Source organism: Telluria sp. GW821-FHT07G12 (assembly GCF_059418525.1).
This window is the reverse complement of sequence record NZ_JBWKQA010000001.1, coordinates 1,278,811-1,297,128: the sequence shown is the minus strand read 5'-3', so window position 1 is coordinate 1,297,128 and position 18,318 is coordinate 1,278,811. Positions and strand designations below refer to the sequence as shown.

Below are 18,318 nucleotides of genomic sequence, written 5' to 3'. Positions count from 1 at the left end.
AAAGCGCTCAAGGCGGGCATGGCCGCATCCGGCGGCAGGGCTGCTGCCACCACCGCCAGCAAAGGCCGCCGCCGCTGGCTGAAATGGATCGTACTCGGGCCGCTGCTGGCCGTGCTGCTGCTGCAGCTGTACTTCTTCGCGATGATCTGCTGGTGGACCCAGTTCAATCCTTCGTCGACCAGCATGATGCGCTCGCAGCTCTCCGCGCTGCGCGAAAAGAACCCGGACGCCAAGCTGGAGCAGGTCTGGGTGCCCTACGACCGCATCTCGAACAACCTGAAGCGCGCGGTGATCGCCTCCGAAGACGCGAATTTCACCGAACATGACGGCGTCGACTGGGAAGCGCTGGAAAAAGCCTGGGAGCGCAACAACAAGCGCCACAAGGTGACCGGTGGCGGTTCCACCATCACGCAGCAGTTAGCGAAAAATTTGTTCCTGTCCGGCTCGCGCAATTACCTGCGCAAGGGCCAGGAACTGGTCATCGCCTACATGCTGGAAACGGTGATGGGCAAGCAGCGCATCCTGGAAATCTACCTGAACGTGGTCGAATTCGGCCGCGGCGTGTTCGGCGCCGAAGCCGCCGCCCGCCACTACTACCGCAGCACGGCGGCCCGCCTCGACCCGGCCCAGGCCGCGCGCCTGGCGGTCATGCTGCCCAACCCGCGCTACTACGACGCCCACCGCCAGACCAACTACCTGGCCCGCCGCACCGGCGTCATCCAGCGCCGGATGAACGCCGCCGATCTCCCTTAATCTGCGTCAAACCGGGGTCAGACGCCGGTTCTGGGCAATTTTGTTGCCTCCGGGGTGGCCGGCCTCAGGGCTTACGGGTACACTTGCGCTGTTTCCGAATCCCGGCCGAGAAAGCAGCGCATGATCAACGTATTTGTCCTACAAAATGGCCGACTGAACCAGGTAGCAATCGCTTCGCGCGCCGATCTGGAGAAAGTAACGCCTGTCTGGGTCGACCTCACCGACCCGACCGACGAAGAACGTGCCGTCGTCAAGGCGATGTACGACGTGATTCTGCCGGGCGAGGACGAAGTGTCGGACATCGAGGCCTCGGCCCGCTACTACGAGGCGGAAAACGGCGACCTGCACCTGCGCACCGACTTCCTGCTCGAAGAGGAAGAGGGCCCGTCGCGCATCGTGACCGTGGCATTCATCCTGGCGAAAAAGATCCTGTTCTCGGTCCACAACGACGACTTGCCGGTATTCCGCCTGGTGCGCCTGCGCGCGCGCTCGCGTCCCGGTTCGATCGAGGACTACATGGACGTGCTGCTCGACCTCTACGCCACCGACGCCGAGTACTCGGCGGACGCGCTCGAGGGTATCTACGAGAGCCTGGAAGAGGTCAGCCAGCGCGTGCTGCAGAAGGAATTCACCGACCAGGACGCGGCCGCCGCGCTGAATGCGATCGCTCACGAGGAAGACTTGAACGGCCGCATTCGCCGCAACATGATGGACACCCGGCGCGCGGTCAGCTTCCTGATGCGCGGCCGGTTACTGAATTCGGAACAGTTCGAGGAAGCGCGCCAGATCCTGCGCGACATCGAATCCTTGGACGGCCACACGTCTTTCCTGTTCGACAAGATCAACTTCCTGATGGACGCCACCGTCGGCTTTATCAACATCAACCAGAACAAGATCATCAAGATCTTCTCGGTGGCCTCGGTGGCCTTCCTGCCGCCGACCCTGATCGCCAGCGTCTACGGCATGAACTTCGAGTTCCTGCCGGAGCTGCACTGGCGCTTCGGTTACGGCTGGTCGCTGGCGCTGATGGTCACTAGCGCGATTGCGCCTTTCCTGTATTTCCGCCACCGCGGCTGGTTGAAGTAAATGCGCGCCGGCCCTGCAGGGCCTCGCGCTAAGCTGTGCACTTGCCCTGACAAGGAGAGTGCATGAAACGAACGACGATCACGCGGTATCTGGCCGCTTTCGCCATCTGCCTGGCCACTGCCGGCGCTACCCACGCCGCACCCGCCTGGAAACTTGACCCGGACGGCTTCGGCCCCCTGAAGATCGGCATGCGCTTCAGCGAAGCCCGCCGCGTTGCCGGCAAGCGCCTCAAGCCGACCCCGCCGCCGCAAGGCAATCCGCAGTGCGACCAGATGCTGCTGCCCGGGCATCCCGGCGTCTCGCTGATGTTCGTCGACGGTACGCTGCAGCGGGTCGATGTCTACAGGACGGGTATCCGCACCACCCGCGGCGTCTCGCCGGGCGACGCCGTGCGCAAAGTGCGCCAGGCCTATCCGGCGCTGACAGCGACGCCCCACAAATACGCCAGCGGCGAACAATACCTGACCCTCGGTCCCAGCGGCGGCCACGCCTTGCGTTTTCAGACCAGCAAAGGCCGGATCGACCGCATCTACGGCGGCCGCTGGCAGGAAGTCCAGTTGGTGGAAGGCTGCTTCTAGGCGCGCCGTCCGACTTAATTCTTCAAATTGATGAACAGGTTCGCCGCAAACGCCAGCACGCCCAGCGCAGCGACGATCTCCGCCGCCCCCAGCACCGGCACCACGGCCATCTGGCCGAACAGCACCAGGCCCAGCGCCACCATCATCACCGGCAGCGCCAGGTTCATGAGCCAGAAGTGCACGCGCGCCAGGCGGCTTTCGCCGGCCTTCGGGAACACGCTGTAGATCAGGCCGGCCAGCGCCATCGTGGTCCAGCCCAGCAGGTTGACGTGGGCGTGCACCGGGCGCAGCGTGAAGTTCTGGCTGGCGCCCATGGCGATGCCGATGCTGATGCCGATGATGAGATAGACGACCGACAGTTTCAGCCAGACGATGCCGGCGCGCGAGAAGGCCGGTGCGGAAGAGGTAAGCGTGGTTTGCATGGTATTTTCCCGTACGATGTGTGAATGGATCGTGAATCGATCTTTAGTGTCTGCATCGTAGTGACTCGCCGCGCCCATTTGCAGCCCCACGCGTGGGGGATGGCGTGGCGCACGCTCATCGAAGGGAAAATATGCAACTCAGCGGCAGATGGTGTTTTGGCGCGGCCTGCCTGGCTTTGGCCGTGATCACCCAGGCAGAAGCACGGCCGCAAGCCGACTGGCGGCTCGCTCCGGACGGCTTCGGCCCGTTCAGGGTCGGCATGACGGTCGAGCAGGCGCGCAAGTTCGCGCCCCGGCTGAGCACAACGCCAGCCAGCCTGCGCGCCAGCAGCAGTTGCGACCTGGTGCCGCTGCCCGGCCACCCCGGCGTGGCGCTGATGTTCGTCGATGGCGAACTGGCGCGCATCGACCTGTTCCGCCCGGGCCTGCGGACCACGCGTGGTATCGGGCCGGGCAGCCGCGTGGCACAGGCGCTGCACGCCTATCCCGGCATGGTTGTCGAGCCGCGCGCGTATGAAGAAAACGAGCGCTTCCTGACCGAACGCAGCGGCGACAAGGCAATCCGCTTCGAGACCGGACAGGGCCGGATCGAGAACGTCTATGCCGGCCGCTGGCCCCAGGTGCAATATATAGAGGGGTGTCTGTAAGGCTGGCTTACATCGTGGCGAACATCGCCACCACCGCCACCAGCATGATGGCCACGCCAAACCAGCCAATCACGGTGTGGCGCGCGGTCAGCGTGTACTGGCCCATGATCTTGCGGTTATGCGCCAGCATCATCATGACGGTCATGATCGGCACCGCGATCACGCCGTTGATCTGGGCCGACAGCACCAGTGCCGCGATCGGATCGATCGGAGCGAAGTCGAGCAGCACGCCGCCCAGCGTCGCCAGGGCGATGATGCCGTAGAACTCGCGCGCCTCGACCACTTTCAGATCGAGGCCGTTACGCCAGCGGAAGCTCTCGGTGACGGCGTAGGCGGCCGAGCCGGCCAGCACCGGCACTGCCAGCATGCCGGTGCCGATGATCCCCAGCGCGAACAGCACGAAGGCGAACTCGCCGGCCACCGGGCGCAGCGCCTCGGCCGCCTGCGCCGAGGACTGGATGTCGGTGATGCCGTGCGCGCCCAGCGTCACCGCGGTGGTCAGGATGATGAAGAAGGCCACCAGGTTCGAGAAGCCCATGCCGATCAGGGTGTCGGCCTTGATCCGCTTCATCTGGGCGCGCGCATCCTTCGGGCGGGTGCGCAGGGCGCGCGTGCTGGCGTCGTTGCGGATCTCTTCCACTTCCTGCGAAGCCTGCCAGAAGAACAGATAGGGCGAAATCGTGGTGCCGAACACGGCGACGATCAGGGCCACCGACTCCTTGGTGAAGCTGAAGTGCGGCCACACGGTGCGCGCCACGACTTCGGTCCAGGGCATGTGCACGGCGAAGGCGGTGGCAACGTAAGCCAGCAGGCCGAGGGTCAGCCATTTCAGGTAGCGCACGTAGGTACTGTAGGGCAGGAAGACCTGCAGCAGCAGGCACAGAATGCCGAAGCCCAGCGAATACATGTGCTGCGAACCGACCCCGGTCACCAGGACCAGCGCTTCGCCCATGGCGGCGATGTCGGCGGCGATGTTGATCACGTTGGCGACCAGCAGGAGCAGCACCACGGTGTACAGCAGCCAGGGAGAGTAAGCGCGGCGGATGTTGGCGGCCAGGCCGCGGCCGGTGACGCGGCCGATGCGTGCCGATACCAGCTGGATGCCGACCATGAAGGGATAGGTCAGGACCAGGGTCCACAGGGTGTTGAAGCCGAATTGCGCGCCGGCCTGGGAATAGGTGGCGATGCCGGATGGGTCGTCGTCCGCCGCGCCGGTGATGAGGCCGGGGCCCAGGGACTTGAGGGTGGCGTTGTCGGTGAGACGGCGGTAGAGCTTCTTCATATCTGGCCTGCGCAAATGAAAACGGGCGCGGCCAACGATTTAAAGGTCAGCGCGCCGGGACGGGTAAGTTTTTAGAGGGACTGTTCATGGTCGGCGCGGAGTGTATCACGGTAGAAACGCTTGTGAGCGTCTCCACCGTGTAACAAAAAGAAAATAAGCTCCGCTTAAGCAATTCGCGCGAACACGCGTCGCGCCGCCGCCACGGTTTCTTCGATGACGGCATCGTCATGTGCCGCCGAGACGAAGCCGGCTTCGAACATGGCCGGTGCGAAGTAGACGCCTTCGTCCAGCATGCCGTGGAAGAAGCGGTTGAAGCGCTCCTTGTCACCGGCCATCATCTGGCCGTAGGTCGACGGGATGTGCTCCGAGAAGTACATGCCGAACATGCCGCCGACGGCGTCGCCGCAGAAGACCACGCCGGCTTCCTTCGCCGCTGCGCTCAAGCCCTCGACCAGCTTGGTGGTCTGGGCGGACAGCTTCTCGTAGAAGCCCGGCTCCTGCACCAGCTTCAGGGTGGTCATGCCGGCGGCCACGGCCACCGGATTGCCGGACAGGGTGCCGGCCTGGTAGACCGGGCCGATCGGCGCCATGTTGTGCATCAGGTCGGCGCGGCCGCCGAAGGCCGCCACCGGCATGCCGCCGCCGATCACCTTGCCCAGCGCGGTCAGGTCCGGGGTAATCCCATACAAGGCCTGCGCGCCGCCGAGGCCGACGCGGAAGCCGGACATCACTTCGTCGAAGATCAGGATCGCGCCGTACTCGGTGCACAGCTCGCGCATGCGGTGGAGAAAATGAGGCGTCGCGCGGATCAAATTCATGTTGCCGGCCACGGCTTCCACGATCACGCAGGCGATGGTGTCGCCCATCGATTCGAAGGCGTCCTCCAGCTGCGGGATGTTGTTGTAGTCGAGGACCAGGGTGTGCTTGACGAAGTCTTCCGGCACGCCGGCCGAGGTCGGGTTGCCGAAGGTGAGCAGACCGGAACCGGCCTTCACCAGCAGCGAATCGGCGTGGCCGTGGTAGCAGCCTTCGAACTTGACGATCTTGTCGCGGCCGGTGGCGCCGCGCGCCAGGCGCAGCGCGCTCATGGTCGCTTCGGTGCCGGACGAGACCAGGCGTACCTGCTCGATCGACGGCACCAGGCGGCAGAGTTCTTCGGCGATCTCGATCTCGCCTTCGGTCGGAGCGCCGAAGGACAGGCCGCGCGCGGCCGCGTCCTGCACCGCCTTCACCACTTTCGGGTGGGTGTGGCCGACGATGGCCGGGCCCCAGGAGCCGATGTAGTCGATGTAGCGCTTGCCGTCGGCATCCCAGAAATACGGGCCTTCAGCGCGGGTGATGAAGCGCGGGGTGCCGCCCACCGAACGGAAGGCGCGCACCGGCGAGTTCACGCCGCCCGGGGTGGTCTGCTGGGCGCGCGCGAACAGGATCTCGTTTTTCGAAGTGGTGTCAGTCATGCGTGTTCTTCTTGTACAGTTTGTTGGGAATGAGCCGGCCCATGCCGAAACGGCTGGCGTGCTGCAGGGCGCCGCTGGTGTAATCCTGGGCATAGGCCAGGGCTTCGATGACGTCCAGACCCTGCGCCATGCGCGCCGTCAGCGCGGCCGACAGCGTGTTGCCGGCGCCGACGAAAGGCCCCGGAAGGTGCTGCGGCCAGGACAGGCTGACGGCCAGGCCGTCGGGGTCGTAGAGATTGTCGGCACGCGCGCCGTCGCCGCCGCCGATGCCGGTGACCAGCACGTGGCCGCAGCCGAAGCCGGTCAGGTCGGCCACATCCTCGGCCACGGTGGCGATTGAACCCGGGTCGCGCCAGCAATCGGCGAAGCGCGCCAGCTCGGGCTGCGACATCATCAGCACGTGCGCCTGCGGCACCAGCAGCTGGTGGATCAGGGTCAGCATGTCGTCGTCGCGCACGCCGCAGTCCGGCAGCCCGGTGGTGAAGGGATCGAGGATCAGCGGCACCTGGGCGTAGTCGGAGACGATTTCGGCGATCGCCGCGATCTGTTCGAGGCTGGCCATGGTGCCGACCTTGATCCCGGCAATCGGCATGTCCTCGAGCAGCATGCGGGCCTGTTCGACCACGCTGGTGGATTCGACCGGCTGGATATGGTCGACACGCGCGGAGTCGGCGATGAGCAGCCCGGTCACCACCGACAGGCCATGGCAGCCGTGCATGGCGAAGACGGCCACGTCGGACTGTATGCCCAGCGCGCCGACCGGATCGGCCGGGCCGAATGTGAGGATGAGTGGAGACGGTTGGTTTTGCACAGGGGTTAGATTAAGATACCTGACTTCGCATTTTACTTGATGGGGGCGTCCGGGACCTACTGCGCGTCGCGGGCACGTTCTGCGATGCTCGCCGTACCAGAAGTACGGCTGCGCTTCTCGAACGCGCCGGCTTCCGCTCGCTACGGTCCCGGACGCCCCCGATGCTTTGCCTAATTTTATATAGAAGGATTCGACGTGAGTAATGAAACGCAGGTGTATCAGACCTGGATGTGTTTGATTTGTGGTTGGGTCTACGATGAAGCCGCAGGCGCGCCGGAAGATGGCATCGCTCCCGGCACCCGCTGGGCCGATGTGCCGATGAACTGGACTTGCCCGGAATGCGGCGCCCGCAAGGACGATTTTGAAATGACCGCCATCTGAGTTGTCGTTTTAGCCAGCAAAAATGGGGCATTTGCCACGCCGGCGATGCCTTCTTGCCAAGCTTCTTGCCAATGCACTAACACCTTGGTTTCGGCCTAGTTGACGTATAGCAACACTTCACGCACAAGCCCTGCGCCCTATGCTATCGTGCAGGTTCATGCTGAAGTGAAACGATTATGACGACGCAAGCAACAGGCCTGAAGATCATGGTGATCGACGACAGCAGCACGATCCGCCGCTCCGCCGAAATCTTCCTGACCCAGGCCGGGTATCAGGTGGTGCTGGCCGAGGACGGCTTCGATGCGCTGGCCAAGATTAACGACCACCAGCCCGCGCTGGTGTTCTGCGACATCCTGATGCCGCGCCTGGACGGCTACCAGACCTGCGCGCTGATCAAGAAGAGCGCGAAATTCCACGCGACCCCGGTGGTGATGCTGTCCTCGAAGGACGGCTTGTTCGACCGCGCGCGCGGCGCCATGGTCGGCTCCAGCGCCTACCTTACCAAACCGTTTTCCAAAGACAGCCTGCTGTCGGCCGTGCGTGACCATACGGCCGCGGCGGCATGAATACTCCGGAGCCCATCGTGGCCATACAAAAGATCCTGATCGTCGACGATTCCCCGACCGAACGCTACTACCTGACCGACATCCTGGTGCGCAACGGCTTCACCGTCACCACCGCGGACAATGGCGAGGAGGCGCTGGCCAAGATCCGCGCCGATCGTCCGCAGCTGATCCTGATGGACGTCGTCATGCCGGGTGCGAACGGCTTCCAGATCACGCGCTCGATCACGCGCGACCCCGAGCTGTCCTCGGTGCCGATCATCATCTGCAGCAGCAAGAACCAGGAAACCGACCGCATCTGGGGTATGCGCCAGGGCGCGAAGGATTACTTCGTCAAGCCGGTCGATCCGACCGCGCTGCTGGCCAGGATCGCCACCCTCGGCGACTGAGCATGGCCACCCTCGATCCCGCCGCCCGGCGCACGCGCCTGCGCCAGTACCAGGAAGAGCTGCTCGAGCGCATGCAGGCCGCGCGCACCGGCAGCGGCGCCCGCACGCACCAGCTGGGCGTCGAGATCGGCGGCGAGCGCTACCTGCTCGACCTGCTCGAAGCCGGCGAGATTGTGCCGGTGCCTGCGCTCACCGGCGTGCCGCTCACCCAGCCCTGGTATCTGGGGCTGGCGAACATCCGCGGCAGCCTGGTCGGCGTGGTCGACCTTGCGCGTTTTTTTGGCCTGCAGGACGGCGCCGCATCCGGTTCGGCGGCACGCCTGGTGACCTTCGCGCCCAGCCTCGGCATGCCTTGCGGCTTCCTGGCCGCGCGCGTGCACGGGCTGCGCCAGGCCGCCGAGATGACACCGCAGGACGGCCGCCTGGTCGATGCCGACGGCAATGCCTGGACGCCGCTGGCGCTGGCGGCGCTGGCGCAGGACGAGCGCTTCCTGCAGGTCGGCCTTTAACACACACATAACGACAACAGGTTCTGGAGCTGGAATGGGATTCGCATCTAAACTCACGGTGAATTTTTTCCCCAAGGACAAGGACGACGCCGCCACCGTGCTGGCCTCGCCCGACACCCAGTTCGGGGTCGGCCTGGTGCCTGGCATGGGGACGGCAGCGGCCGGATCCGCTGACGCCGCGCCGGCCAATGCCGACGCCGCGCTGCCGCACCACTCCGCCGACGATGCCGCCGAGCGGCTCGGCGCTGCCGGCCGCAAGCAGCGCGCCGCCGCAGCCGCTGCCGCCGCGGCGACCGGCGCCGACGAGGACCTGCGCCTGCCGCTGATCGGCCACCTGTCGCTGCCGCGCCAGCTGCGCATTTTGCTGGCCGCCTTCGCGGTCGGCATCCTGGTCACCATCTTCTCGCTGTGGCGCAATGCCGGCAGCGGCGCGGTGGCGTCCAGCCAGACCCAGATCGCCAGCGAAGCGCTGATGCACTCGCAGCGCGTCGGCAAGGCGGCGCCGAATGCGATGCAGGGCAACCCGGACGCCTTCGCCCAGCTGCAGGACAGCCGCCTGGCCCTGGGCCGCGACCTCGCCCTGCTGGCCAAGGGCGGCGTCTTCAACAACAACGACATTCCGGCCGCATCCGGCGACACCGCGCGCCAGCTGGCCAAGGTCAGCGCCAAGTGGAAGGTCTCGGACGCCGCCGCCGCCAGCATCCTCAAGATGAAGCCCGAGCTGATCAGCTTCGACAAGAGCCTGAAGCAGCTCGACGTCCTGTCGCCGGAAATGCTGGCCCTGACCGAAGAAATCCTGACGGAGCGTACGGCCAAGGGCGGCAGCCCACGCGAGCTGGCCGCGCTCGGCCGCCTGATGATGCTGACCCAGCGCCTGTCGCGCAGCGCCAGCGAATTCCTGAGCTCGGGCGGTATCAGCCCGGAGACCGCGTTCCAGATGGGCCGCGACACCGCCACCTTCCGCGCGACCGTGGACGGCCTGCTGAACGGCAGCAAGGCGCTCGGCCTGGCCGAACTGACCGATGCCGAGTTGCGCAACAAGCTGCTCGAGGTCCAGTCGAAGTTCGGCGTCTGCCAGACCATCGTCTCCATTTTCCTGAACAACCTGTCGGATCTCACCGCCGCCAAGGCCGCCGAGCAGGCCATCTTCCGCGACAACGAAGAGCTGCGCGCCCAGCTGTCCTCGCTGCAGGGTGACTTCCGTCTGGGTGAAGGCAGCTCGGGCCCGTGGTTCTGGCTGCTGGTAACGTCCTCGATTTTCACGCTGGCGATGGCCGGCAGTATTTCACGCGTGATGCTGCAGGACTCGCGCAACCGCACCCGCGGCGCCGATGCCCGTCGCCAGGAAGCGGAAGCGATGCGCCAGCTGGCCCAGGCCAAGGAAGAAGAGGCGAAGGCCACCAACGACCAGAACCAGGCCGCGATTCTGCGCCTGATGAACGAACTGCAGGAAGTGGCGGACGGCGACCTGACCGTGTATGCCACCGTGTCCGAGGACATCACCGGCGCGATCGCCGACTCGGTCAACTACACGGTCGAGGAACTGCGCGGCCTGGTGGTGCGTGTCATCGACACCGCCGGCAAGGTGAACCAGGCGTCGAACCAGGCGCAGAAGATCTCGAGCGACCTGCTGGTCGCGGCCGGCCAGCAGGCCCGCGAGATCCAGGATACGTCCTCGACCATGCTGCGCATGGCGGGCGAGATCACGGGTGTATCGCAATCGGCGAACGAATCGGCCGAGGTGGCGCGCCAGTCGGTGGCCGCGGCGGAGCAGGGCGCGACCGCGGTGCAGAACGCGATCAAGGGCATGGGCGAGATCCGCGAGCAGATCCAGGAAACCTCGAAGCGCATCAAGCGCCTCGGCGAATCCTCGCAGGAGATCGGCGAGATCACCGAGCTGATCTCCGACATTACCGAGCAGACCAACGTGCTGGCGTTGAATGCGGCGATCCAGGCGGCGTCCGCCGGCGAGGCGGGACGCGGCTTCTCGGTGGTGGCGGAAGAGGTGCAGCGCCTGGCGGAACGCTCGGGCGACGCGGCCAAGCAGATCGGCGCGCTGGTGCGCACCATCCAGACCGACACCCACGACGCCGTCGCGGCAATGGAAAAGTCGACCCAGGGCGTGGTCGAAGGTGCGCGCCTGTCCGACGCCGCCGGCGCCGCGCTGGCCGACATTTCGCGCGTGTCGAACCGCCTGGCGGAGCTGATCCAGGGCATTTCGACCGCGACCGGCATGCAGGCGACGTCCGCCAACGGCGTGGCGCACAATATGCAGCACATCCTCGCGATCACCGGACAGGCGCAGGACGGCACGCAGCAGACCGCGCAGTCGATCCAGGAGCTGTCCCTTCTCGCCCAGGAGCTGAAAAACTCGGTGTCGCGCTTCCGCGTCTCCGCCGCTTAAGAACTATCCATGACCCACTCTTCGTCCCTGCCTTCGATCCAGTCCACGTCCGCGGCCCCATTCGACACCGGTCCCCTGTCCTGGGTGATCGGCGAGATCCGCGACGCTCTCGAGCGTTCGGCCAAGGCGCTGCAGGATGCGGCGGGACGCAGCGTGGAAGCGCAGCCGACCTTGCTGCTGCATGCCAAGACCCACCTGCACCAGGCCCACGGCGCCCTGCAGATGGTGGACGTGGAGGGCGTCGACCGCCTGACCGGCGCCGCCGAAAAGGCGCTGGACCGTTTCAAGGACGGCTCGCTGGCGGTCACGAGCGAGCATGCGGCCGTGGTCGGCGAGGCCTACCAGGCGCTGGTCGAATACCTGGAAGAGCTGCTGGGCGGGTCGCAGCAGCAGCCGGTGCGCCTGTTCCCGTATTACCGCGCGCTGCAGGAACTGCTGGGCGCGGAGCGCGTGCATCCGGGCGAGATGCTGGTATTGAATCCTGGCGCGGTCCTGCCGCTGCCGGCCTCGGAAGAGGCAGCGCCCGATCTGGCGGCCTGCCGCGCGCGCTTCGAAAAAGCGCTGCTGCCCTTCCTGAAGAGCGGCAGCCTTGACGCAGCCGGCGAGCTGCGCGAAGCCCTGGCGCCGATCGCACGCGCCCAGCGCGAGCCGCGCTTTTACGCCTTCTGGCTGGCGATGCAGACCGTGGCCGATCTGGCCGCGCAAGGCCAGATTTCCAGCGACATCTATTTGAAACAGCTGCTCGGCCAGATCAACCTGCAGCTGCGGCGCATGGTGCAGGGCCACACCAGCCTGCCCGAAGCGATGCTGCGCGACGCCCTGTTCTTCGTCACCCAGGCGGCCGAGCCGACGGCGGATGCGCGCCTGCTGCGCAAGGCCTACGGCCTCGAAGGCCAGGCGCCGCGCGACTACCTGGAGCGCCGCTACGGCCGCATCGACCGCGAAGCGCTGAAGGATGCGAAGGAAGCGCTGGCCAAGACCAAGGAAGGCTGGGATCGCATCGCCGGCGAAGGCGCGCCCGAGCAGGAAGTGGACTTCGACGGCGCCTTGTCCAAGCTGGCCGGCGCCAGCGAAAAACTGGGGGCGCCCGAGCTGGCCCACCTGCTGCGCGAACTGGGCGAGGCGGCACGCCAGGCCGTGACCGGCGGGCGTAGCGACCAGTTCAGCATGGAGATGGCGGCGGCGATGCTGTTCGTCGAGCACGGACTCGACCAGGTGCGCCAGCTGCCCGAGGATTTTGGCCAGCATGCGGAGGCCGTCGGCCAGCGTCTGCTGGCGCTGGCCCAGGGCGAGACCCCGCCCGAGGCGCCGGTCTGGCAGGGCGACCTGGCGCGCGAGCTGCAGCAGGGCCAGACCGTGGCCGTGCTGGCGGGCGAGATCCGCACCGGCCTGCGCCAGGTCGAGAAGCTGATCGACGAATATTATGAAAACCCGGCGCGCGTGGATGCGCTGGAGCAGGCCGACCCGCTGCTGCACCAGCTGCAGGGCGCACTTTCCATCCTCGACCAGGACCAGGCCACACGCGCCTGCGCTTACGTGCGCGAACGCGTGCGCGATCTGGCCGCCGGCGGCCAGGACGATGCCACGCGCGCCCGGGTGCTGGAAAACCTGGCGCAAAACGTCGGCGCGCTCGGCTTCTTCATCGACGCGCTGGCGCAGAACACCGAGACCGCGCGCCGCCGCTTCCGTTTCGATGCCGGCGAGGGACTGTTCCGCGAGCTGCCTTTCGATGCCGACCATGCGGTCGACGCGGTAGCAGAGGAGGTGGCGCAGCCGGCCGAGGCGTCTGCTCCGGTCGAAACGCCGTCTGTAGTGGCGGCGCCGGAAGCGCTTGCGCCTGCCAGTGGCGATGCCGCGATCGAGGCCGAGCTGCTGGAAATCTTCATCAGCGAAGCCCAGGAAGTACTGGGCGTGGTGGCCGATACCCTGCCGGCCGCGCACGCCAATCCGGACAGCCAGGAAACGCTAACCCGCATCCGCCGTTCCTTCCACACGCTGAAGGGCAGCGGCCGCATGGTCGGCCTGGATGAATTCGCATCGGCGGCGGCCGCCATCGAAAAGGCCCTGAACCTGTGGCTGGCCGAATCGCGCGCCGCCACGCCGGACCTGCTTGCGCTGCTGGACCGTGCGCATGCCGATTTGTCCGCCTGGGTGGGCGAACTGGCTGCGGGCGCCGGCTCGGCGCGCAGCGGCGAGGCGCTGGCGGCGGCTGCCGCGCGCGTGCAGGAGGGTGGGGCCTTCGCGATGGAGGAGCCGCCGGCCGAGCTTCAGCCGGAAGCCGCCGAGGAAGCGCCCGAAGCGCTGCCGCCGAACGTGCTCGCCTTCCCGCAGGCCGAAGAAAACCTCAAGCGCATCGGCGGGCTCGAAATCCCGCTGGCGCTGTATAACATCTACCTGGGCGAGACCGAGGAGCTGATCAACGCCCTGGCGCGCGACTTCGCCGAATGGCGCGAGGAGCCGCTGCGCGCCGTGTCGGCGCAGGCGCTGAAGGCCTCGCATACGCTGGGCGGCACCTCGGCCACGGTCGGCTTCCACGCCTTGCGCGAGATCGGCTTCGCGCTGGAAGAAGCGCTGCAGGTGGCGACGCCGCCGCTGACCGACGAGCAGCACCAGCTGCTGGACGAGACCGTGGAGCGGGTGCGCATCATGCGCCAGGTATTCTCGCTGGGCGAGCTGGCGCCGGCACAGCCGGAACTGCTGGCGCGCCTGCAGGGCCTGCGCGACGAGCTCGGACGCAAGAAGGCCGACAGCGTGTTCGACGGCGCCGACGAGGAGCTGGCGCAGCGCCTGGATGCGCTATTCGCCGCCACCTACGACAGCATCCTGGCCGACCCGCCGCTGCCGGCCGGCCCGCTGCCCGTGCCATCGTCGGAACAGGCGCCGGCCACCGGCTTGCGCGCGATCGAGCCGCAGCCGGTCGACCCGGCCGTGGCTGCCGTCGACGACCTGTTCGATACGTATTTCGACGATCCCTTCGCCGCGCCCAGCCTGGAGCAGGCGGTGGCGCCGGAGCCGGAACTGGAGCCGGAGCCGGAGCCGGAAGCCGAGTTTGTATCGGAACCTGAACCTGAGCCGGTACTCGACGCCGAGCCCGTGCTGGAACCTGAACCTGCACTCGACACCGAGCCCGCGCTGGAACCGGTTGCCGAGGAAGCTTCGGCGTCCGAGCCGGAACCTGCGCCGGAGCCCGAACCCGAGCCGCAGCCGGAAATCGAGCCCGTGCTTGAAATCGTCCCCGAGCCTGAAATCGAGCTCGAGCCCGAAATCGAGCTCGAGCCGGAACTCGACACCGCAGCCGAACCCGTGCTGGCGACCGAGCCCGTCTTCACCGACGAGCTGGACCCGGACCTGCTGCCGGTCTTCATGGAAGAAGCGGCCGACCTGCTGCCGCAGATCGGCAAGGACCTGCGCCAATGGCAGCAGGACCCGGCCGCAAACGCCGTCGCCCACGGCCTGCTGCGCGCCCTGCACACGGTGAAGGGCAGCGCCCGTATGGCGGGTGCGATGCGCCTGGGCCAGCACACGCATGCGCTGGAAACCCAGATCGAGAACATGCTGCATGCCGGCACCACCAGCCCGGCGGCCTTCGATGAACTGCTGGCCAACTACGACCAGGCGCTGCTGCTGTTCGAACAGCTGCAGCAGCCGGGCGGCCAGCCTGCGCCCGCCGCGCCGGCGTCCACGCCGGCGCCGGACGCGCCGCAGCACGACCGCCGCCAGCAGGACGTGCGCGCGCCGCTGGTGCGGGTGCGCGCCGACATCCTCGACCGCCTGGTCAACCAGGCCGGCGAGGTGTCGATCACGCGTTCCAAGCTGGAGACCCAGGTCGGCTCGCTGAAATCGGCGCTGGCCGACTTCTCGGACAACCTGGGACGCCTGCGCCGCCAGCTGCGCGAAGTCGAGATGCAGGCCGAGTCGCAGATCGCCTCGCGCCTGTCGATCGCCGGCGAACGCGAGTTCGATCCGCTCGAATTCGACCGCTTCACGCGCCTGCAGGAACTGACCCGCATGATGGCCGAGAGCGTGAACGACGTCGCCTCCTTCCACGAAGGATTGAGCCGCACGGTGGATTCCGCGGTCGAGGACCTGTCCGCGCAATCGCGCCTGACGCGCGAACTGCAGCGCGACCTGATGCGGGTACGGATGGTGCCTTTTGCGAGCCTGTCCGAGCGCCTGTTCCGGGTTGCGCGCCAGACCGCCAAGGAGACCGATAAACGCGTCAACCTGGACATCCGCGGCAGCGCAGTCGAGATCGACCGCAGCGTGCTGGAAAGGATGGCGGCGCCCTTCGAACACCTGCTGCGCAACGCCATCGTGCACGGCATCGAGCCGCGTGCGCGGCGCGTGGAGAGCGGCAAGGAAGAAACCGGCGAGCTGCTGGTGCAGGTCAGCCAGCAGGGCAACGAAGTGCAGATCCGCTTCAACGATGACGGCGCCGGCCTGGACCTCGATCGCATCCGCGCCAAGGGCGAGGCCAGCGGCCTGCTCGGCGCCGGCGCACCGGCGTCCGACGCGGAAGTGGCCGAACTGATCTTCGAACCGGGCTTTTCAACCGCGGATGCGCTGACCGAACTGGCCGGCCGCGGCGTGGGCATGGACGTGGTGCGTTCGGAGGCGCGTGCGCTGGGCGGACGCGTCGAGATCGCCAGCGAGCCTGGCCGCGGCGCCACCTTCACCATCCACCTGCCGCTGACCCTGGCGGTCAACCAGGTCGTGCTGGTCGCCAGCGGCCCGAAGACCTATGCGCTGCCGGCCAACCTGGTCGGCCAGGTGCTGCAGGTGCGCGAGGCCGAGCTGGCCGCCGCACGCGCGGCAGGCGCGATCCAGGTGCAGGGCGAAGCGGTGCCGCTGCGCTACCTGCCCGAGCTGCTGAACGAGCCGGGCGGCGCCGGCGGGGCGCGCTCCTTCCCGGTACTGGTGCTGGGTAGCGGTGCGCATCGGCTGGCATTACAGGTCGATGAGGTGCTGGGCAACCGCGAGGTCGTGATCAAGAACGTCGGTCCGCAGCTGGCGCGCATGCCGGGCATCGCCGGCGCCACCGTGCTGGGCTCCGGGGAGATCGTACTGATCCTGAACCCGCTGCTGCTGCCGGCCCACGGCCTGCCGCCCGTGCCCACGCAGGCTGACGCGGTGGCCGAGCCGGCGCACCGTGCGACCATCATGGTGGTCGACGATTCGCTGACCGTGCGCCGCGTGACCCAGCGCCTGCTGGAGCGCGAGGGTTATCGGGTGCTGCTGGCCAAGGATGGCGTCGATGCGCTGGAACAGATCCAGGCCGCCGAGACGCGCCCGGACCTGATGCTGGTCGATATCGAGATGCCGCGCATGGATGGCTTCGACCTGACCCGCAACGTGCGCGACAACGAAACCACCCGCGGCATCCCGATCATCATGATCACCTCGCGCACGGCCGACAAGCACCGCAACTATGCGCTGGGCCTGGGCGTGGACGCCTACTTCGGCAAGCCCTTCCAGGAAGAGGTACTGCTGGCGGCGATCGGCGGTCTGCTGTCTTAATCGGCTTCGGCGCGCAACACGCCGAAGCGGGCCAGCGTCCGCTCGCGCGCCTGTTCATGGTCGACGATGGGCTGCGGATAATCGCGGCCCAGCACCAGGCCGGCGCGTTCGAGCACCGCCGGCTTGGCCAGCCACGGCGCATGGATGGCCGCGCCCTCCAGTGCGGCCAGCTGCGGCAGCCAGCGGCGGATGAAGGCGCCGTCCGGATCGAAGCGCTTCGACTGCGTGACCGGGTTGAAGATGCGGAACCAGGGCTGGGCGTCGCAGCCGGTCGACGCCGCCCACTGCCAGCCGCCGTTGTTCGAGGACAGCTCGTAATCGTTCAGCTTCAGCGCGAAATAGCGCTCGCCGCGCAGCCATGAAATCCCCAGGTCCTTGGTGAGAAAGCTGGCCGTCACCATGCGCAGGCGATTGTGCATGAAGCCGCTGCGGTTCAGCTGCGCCATCGCCGCATCCACCAACGGATAGCCGGTGCGGCCCTCGCACCAGGCCGCGAAGGCGTCGTCGGCCTCGCTGCCTTCTTCCCATTGCAGCTTGTCGAACGCGGCCTTGAAGGATTGCGTGGTGACGCGCGGATGGCGCTGCAGGATCATCATGTAGAACTCGCGCCAGATCAGCTCCGACAGCCAGGTCGCGGCGCCGTCCTTGCCATTCTGCTCGCGCTCGCGCAGCATCCGCACCAGGCTGCGGATGGACAGGGTGCCGAAGCGCAGGTGCACCGACAGCCGCGAGGTGCTGTCGAGCGCAGGGAAGTCGCGCGCCGTGCGGTAGTCGTCGATGCGGTCCAGGAAGGCATCCAGCAGTTGCCGGGCGCCGGACATGCCGGTGGGTGCAATGGGCGTGTCGCTGGGGAAGAAGCCGAGCGCTTCGAGCGTGGGAAGGGCATGCCCGGCGGGTGCGGGCGCCAGCGCCTTTTTCCACGGCGCGGTGTCGAAGGCGTCGATCGCGTCCGGATGGGCCGCCAGCCGCTTGAGCCAGGCGTTCTTGTAGGGCGTGAAGACGGAGAAGGGGCCGCCGGCCAGCGTCAGCACCTCGTCCTTTTCGAAGATAGCCTGGTCCTTGAAGGTCTGCAGGCTGCGGCCGGCTTCGCGCAGGCGCTGCTGGACCTCGCGGTCGCGGGCGATGGCGCCGGGCTCGTAGTCGTGGTTGGCGAACACCGATTCCGCTTCGAGTGCGGCGGCCAGATCCACGATCTCGTCTGCGGCGCGCCCATGGCGGACGATCAGGTAAGCTCCCCATTCACGCAATCGCTTATCCAGCTCTTGCAGACTGGCATGGATGAACTGTACGCGGCGATCGTCGCGCGGCAGGCCGGCCAGGATGTCGGTATCGAACACGAAAACGCAGTAGACACGATCCGAAGAACGCAGTGCATGGTGCAGGGCGGCATGGTCGTCGATGCGGAGGTCGCGGCGGAACCAGACGAGAGAGTTTCTCAGAGTCATCTTTTGTGTGCGGAGTCAATGCAGTCGGGCATTTTACTGTCTACCATTCCTTTGACTGAGGCGCCCGAGACGCG

The 18,318-nt window shown here is 66.9% G+C and carries 15 protein-coding genes; 10 read left to right on the top strand and 5 right to left on the bottom strand.

All coding sequences use genetic code 11. From position 1 onward, the window contains the following. Positions 1-18: 18 nt before the first annotated feature. From mtgA to AC07PE_RS06035, 3 genes are all read left to right on the top strand, one after another. Positions 19-753, top strand: a complete 735-nt coding sequence (gene mtgA / locus AC07PE_RS06045) for a monofunctional biosynthetic peptidoglycan transglycosylase (RefSeq protein WP_498762999.1) — start codon at positions 19-21, stop codon at positions 751-753. Positions 754-873: 120 nt separating this feature from the next. Next, on the top strand, positions 874-1,839 hold the full coding sequence (gene corA / locus AC07PE_RS06040) for a magnesium/cobalt transporter CorA (protein WP_379775917.1): 966 nt from the start codon (positions 874-876) through the stop codon (positions 1,837-1,839). Between the two features lie 62 nt (positions 1,840-1,901). Next, entirely contained in the window at positions 1,902-2,417 is a 516-nt protein-coding gene (locus AC07PE_RS06035; protein WP_498762492.1) for a hypothetical protein, read from the top strand. 14 nt (positions 2,418-2,431) lie between these two features. Here the strand turns inward: AC07PE_RS06035 and AC07PE_RS06030 are convergent, their stop codons facing one another. Next, positions 2,432-2,839: a hypothetical protein gene (locus tag AC07PE_RS06030; RefSeq protein WP_498762491.1), complete on the bottom strand. Its 408-nt coding sequence runs from the start codon at positions 2,837-2,839 to the stop codon at positions 2,432-2,434. A 182-nt stretch (positions 2,840-3,021) separates the two neighbouring features. Between AC07PE_RS06030 and AC07PE_RS06025 the strand changes: the two genes are divergently transcribed. Beyond that, complete coding sequence (locus AC07PE_RS06025) at positions 3,022-3,486, top strand: hypothetical protein (protein WP_498762490.1); 465 nt, start codon at positions 3,022-3,024, stop codon at positions 3,484-3,486. A gap of 7 nt (positions 3,487-3,493) precedes the next feature. Here the strand turns inward: AC07PE_RS06025 and AC07PE_RS06020 are convergent, their stop codons facing one another. The 3 genes from AC07PE_RS06020 to thiD all read right to left on the bottom strand — a co-directional run bounded on the left by AC07PE_RS06020 (position 3,494) and on the right by thiD (position 7,036). After that, positions 3,494-4,768 carry an NRAMP family divalent metal transporter gene (locus AC07PE_RS06020; RefSeq protein ID WP_498762489.1) on the bottom strand — a complete coding sequence of 425 codons (1,275 nt, stop codon included), beginning with the start codon at positions 4,766-4,768 and terminating at the stop codon, positions 3,494-3,496. Positions 4,769-4,932: 164 nt separating this feature from the next. Continuing rightward, positions 4,933-6,225: a glutamate-1-semialdehyde 2,1-aminomutase gene (gene hemL, locus AC07PE_RS06015; RefSeq protein WP_498762488.1), complete on the bottom strand. Its 1,293-nt coding sequence runs from the start codon at positions 6,223-6,225 to the stop codon at positions 4,933-4,935. Beyond that, a complete protein-coding gene (gene thiD / locus AC07PE_RS06010) occupies positions 6,218-7,036 on the bottom strand; it encodes a bifunctional hydroxymethylpyrimidine kinase/phosphomethylpyrimidine kinase (RefSeq protein ID WP_498762487.1) in 819 nt (272 codons plus the stop codon). The genes hemL and thiD overlap by 8 nt, the downstream gene beginning before the upstream one ends. A 228-nt stretch (positions 7,037-7,264) precedes the next feature. Between thiD and AC07PE_RS06005 the strand changes: the two genes are divergently transcribed. The 6 genes from AC07PE_RS06005 to AC07PE_RS05980 all read left to right on the top strand — a co-directional run bounded on the left by AC07PE_RS06005 (position 7,265) and on the right by AC07PE_RS05980 (position 16,799). Then, positions 7,265-7,417: a rubredoxin gene (locus AC07PE_RS06005; RefSeq protein WP_036170087.1), complete on the top strand. Its 153-nt coding sequence runs from the start codon at positions 7,265-7,267 to the stop codon at positions 7,415-7,417. A gap of 176 nt (positions 7,418-7,593) precedes the next feature. Beyond that, entirely contained in the window at positions 7,594-7,983 is a 390-nt protein-coding gene (locus tag AC07PE_RS06000) for a response regulator (protein WP_498762486.1), read from the top strand. A 17-nt stretch (positions 7,984-8,000) separates the two neighbouring features. Next, positions 8,001-8,369: a response regulator gene (locus tag AC07PE_RS05995; protein ID WP_498762485.1), complete on the top strand. Its 369-nt coding sequence runs from the start codon at positions 8,001-8,003 to the stop codon at positions 8,367-8,369. A 2-nt stretch (positions 8,370-8,371) separates the two neighbouring features. Further along, a complete protein-coding gene (locus AC07PE_RS05990) occupies positions 8,372-8,878 on the top strand; it encodes a chemotaxis protein CheW (protein WP_498762484.1) in 507 nt (168 codons plus the stop codon). A 34-nt stretch (positions 8,879-8,912) separates the two neighbouring features. Then, the gene (locus AC07PE_RS05985; protein ID WP_498762483.1) at positions 8,913-11,282 is read left to right on the top strand and encodes a methyl-accepting chemotaxis protein; all 2,370 of its coding nucleotides are present in this window, start codon (positions 8,913-8,915) and stop codon (positions 11,280-11,282) included. 9 nt (positions 11,283-11,291) lie between these two features. After that, positions 11,292-16,799: a hybrid sensor histidine kinase/response regulator gene (locus AC07PE_RS05980; RefSeq protein WP_498762482.1), complete on the top strand. Its 5,508-nt coding sequence runs from the start codon at positions 11,292-11,294 to the stop codon at positions 16,797-16,799. Here AC07PE_RS05980 and AC07PE_RS05975 read toward each other — a convergent pair. Next, the gene (locus AC07PE_RS05975) at positions 16,796-18,244 is read right to left on the bottom strand and encodes a cryptochrome/photolyase family protein (protein ID WP_498762481.1); all 1,449 of its coding nucleotides are present in this window, start codon (positions 18,242-18,244) and stop codon (positions 16,796-16,798) included. The two genes, AC07PE_RS05980 and AC07PE_RS05975, sit on opposite strands and share 4 nt — an antisense overlap. Positions 18,245-18,318 lie beyond the last annotated feature (74 nt).

Excerpts from the sequence above, each read along its gene's own strand:
- mtgA (WP_498762999.1), top strand. The coding sequence starts at position 19 with ATGGCCGCATCCGGCGGCAGGGCTGCTGCCACCACCGCCAGCAAAGGC.
- corA (WP_379775917.1), top strand. The coding sequence starts at position 874 with ATGATCAACGTATTTGTCCTACAAAATGGCCGACTGAACCAGGTAGCA.
- AC07PE_RS06035 (WP_498762492.1), top strand. The coding sequence starts at position 1,902 with ATGAAACGAACGACGATCACGCGGTATCTGGCCGCTTTCGCCATCTGC.
- AC07PE_RS06030 (WP_498762491.1), bottom strand. The coding sequence starts at position 2,839 with ATGCAAACCACGCTTACCTCTTCCGCACCGGCCTTCTCGCGCGCCGGC.
- AC07PE_RS06020 (WP_498762489.1), bottom strand. The coding sequence starts at position 4,768 with ATGAAGAAGCTCTACCGCCGTCTCACCGACAACGCCACCCTCAAGTCC.
- hemL (WP_498762488.1), bottom strand. The coding sequence starts at position 6,225 with ATGACTGACACCACTTCGAAAAACGAGATCCTGTTCGCGCGCGCCCAG.
- AC07PE_RS06005 (WP_036170087.1), top strand. The coding sequence starts at position 7,265 with ATGTGTTTGATTTGTGGTTGGGTCTACGATGAAGCCGCAGGCGCGCCG.
- AC07PE_RS06000 (WP_498762486.1), top strand. The coding sequence starts at position 7,594 with ATGACGACGCAAGCAACAGGCCTGAAGATCATGGTGATCGACGACAGC.
- AC07PE_RS05990 (WP_498762484.1), top strand. The coding sequence starts at position 8,372 with ATGGCCACCCTCGATCCCGCCGCCCGGCGCACGCGCCTGCGCCAGTAC.
- AC07PE_RS05985 (WP_498762483.1), top strand. The coding sequence starts at position 8,913 with ATGGGATTCGCATCTAAACTCACGGTGAATTTTTTCCCCAAGGACAAG.
- AC07PE_RS05980 (WP_498762482.1), top strand. The coding sequence starts at position 11,292 with ATGACCCACTCTTCGTCCCTGCCTTCGATCCAGTCCACGTCCGCGGCC.
- AC07PE_RS05975 (WP_498762481.1), bottom strand. The coding sequence starts at position 18,244 with ATGACTCTGAGAAACTCTCTCGTCTGGTTCCGCCGCGACCTCCGCATC.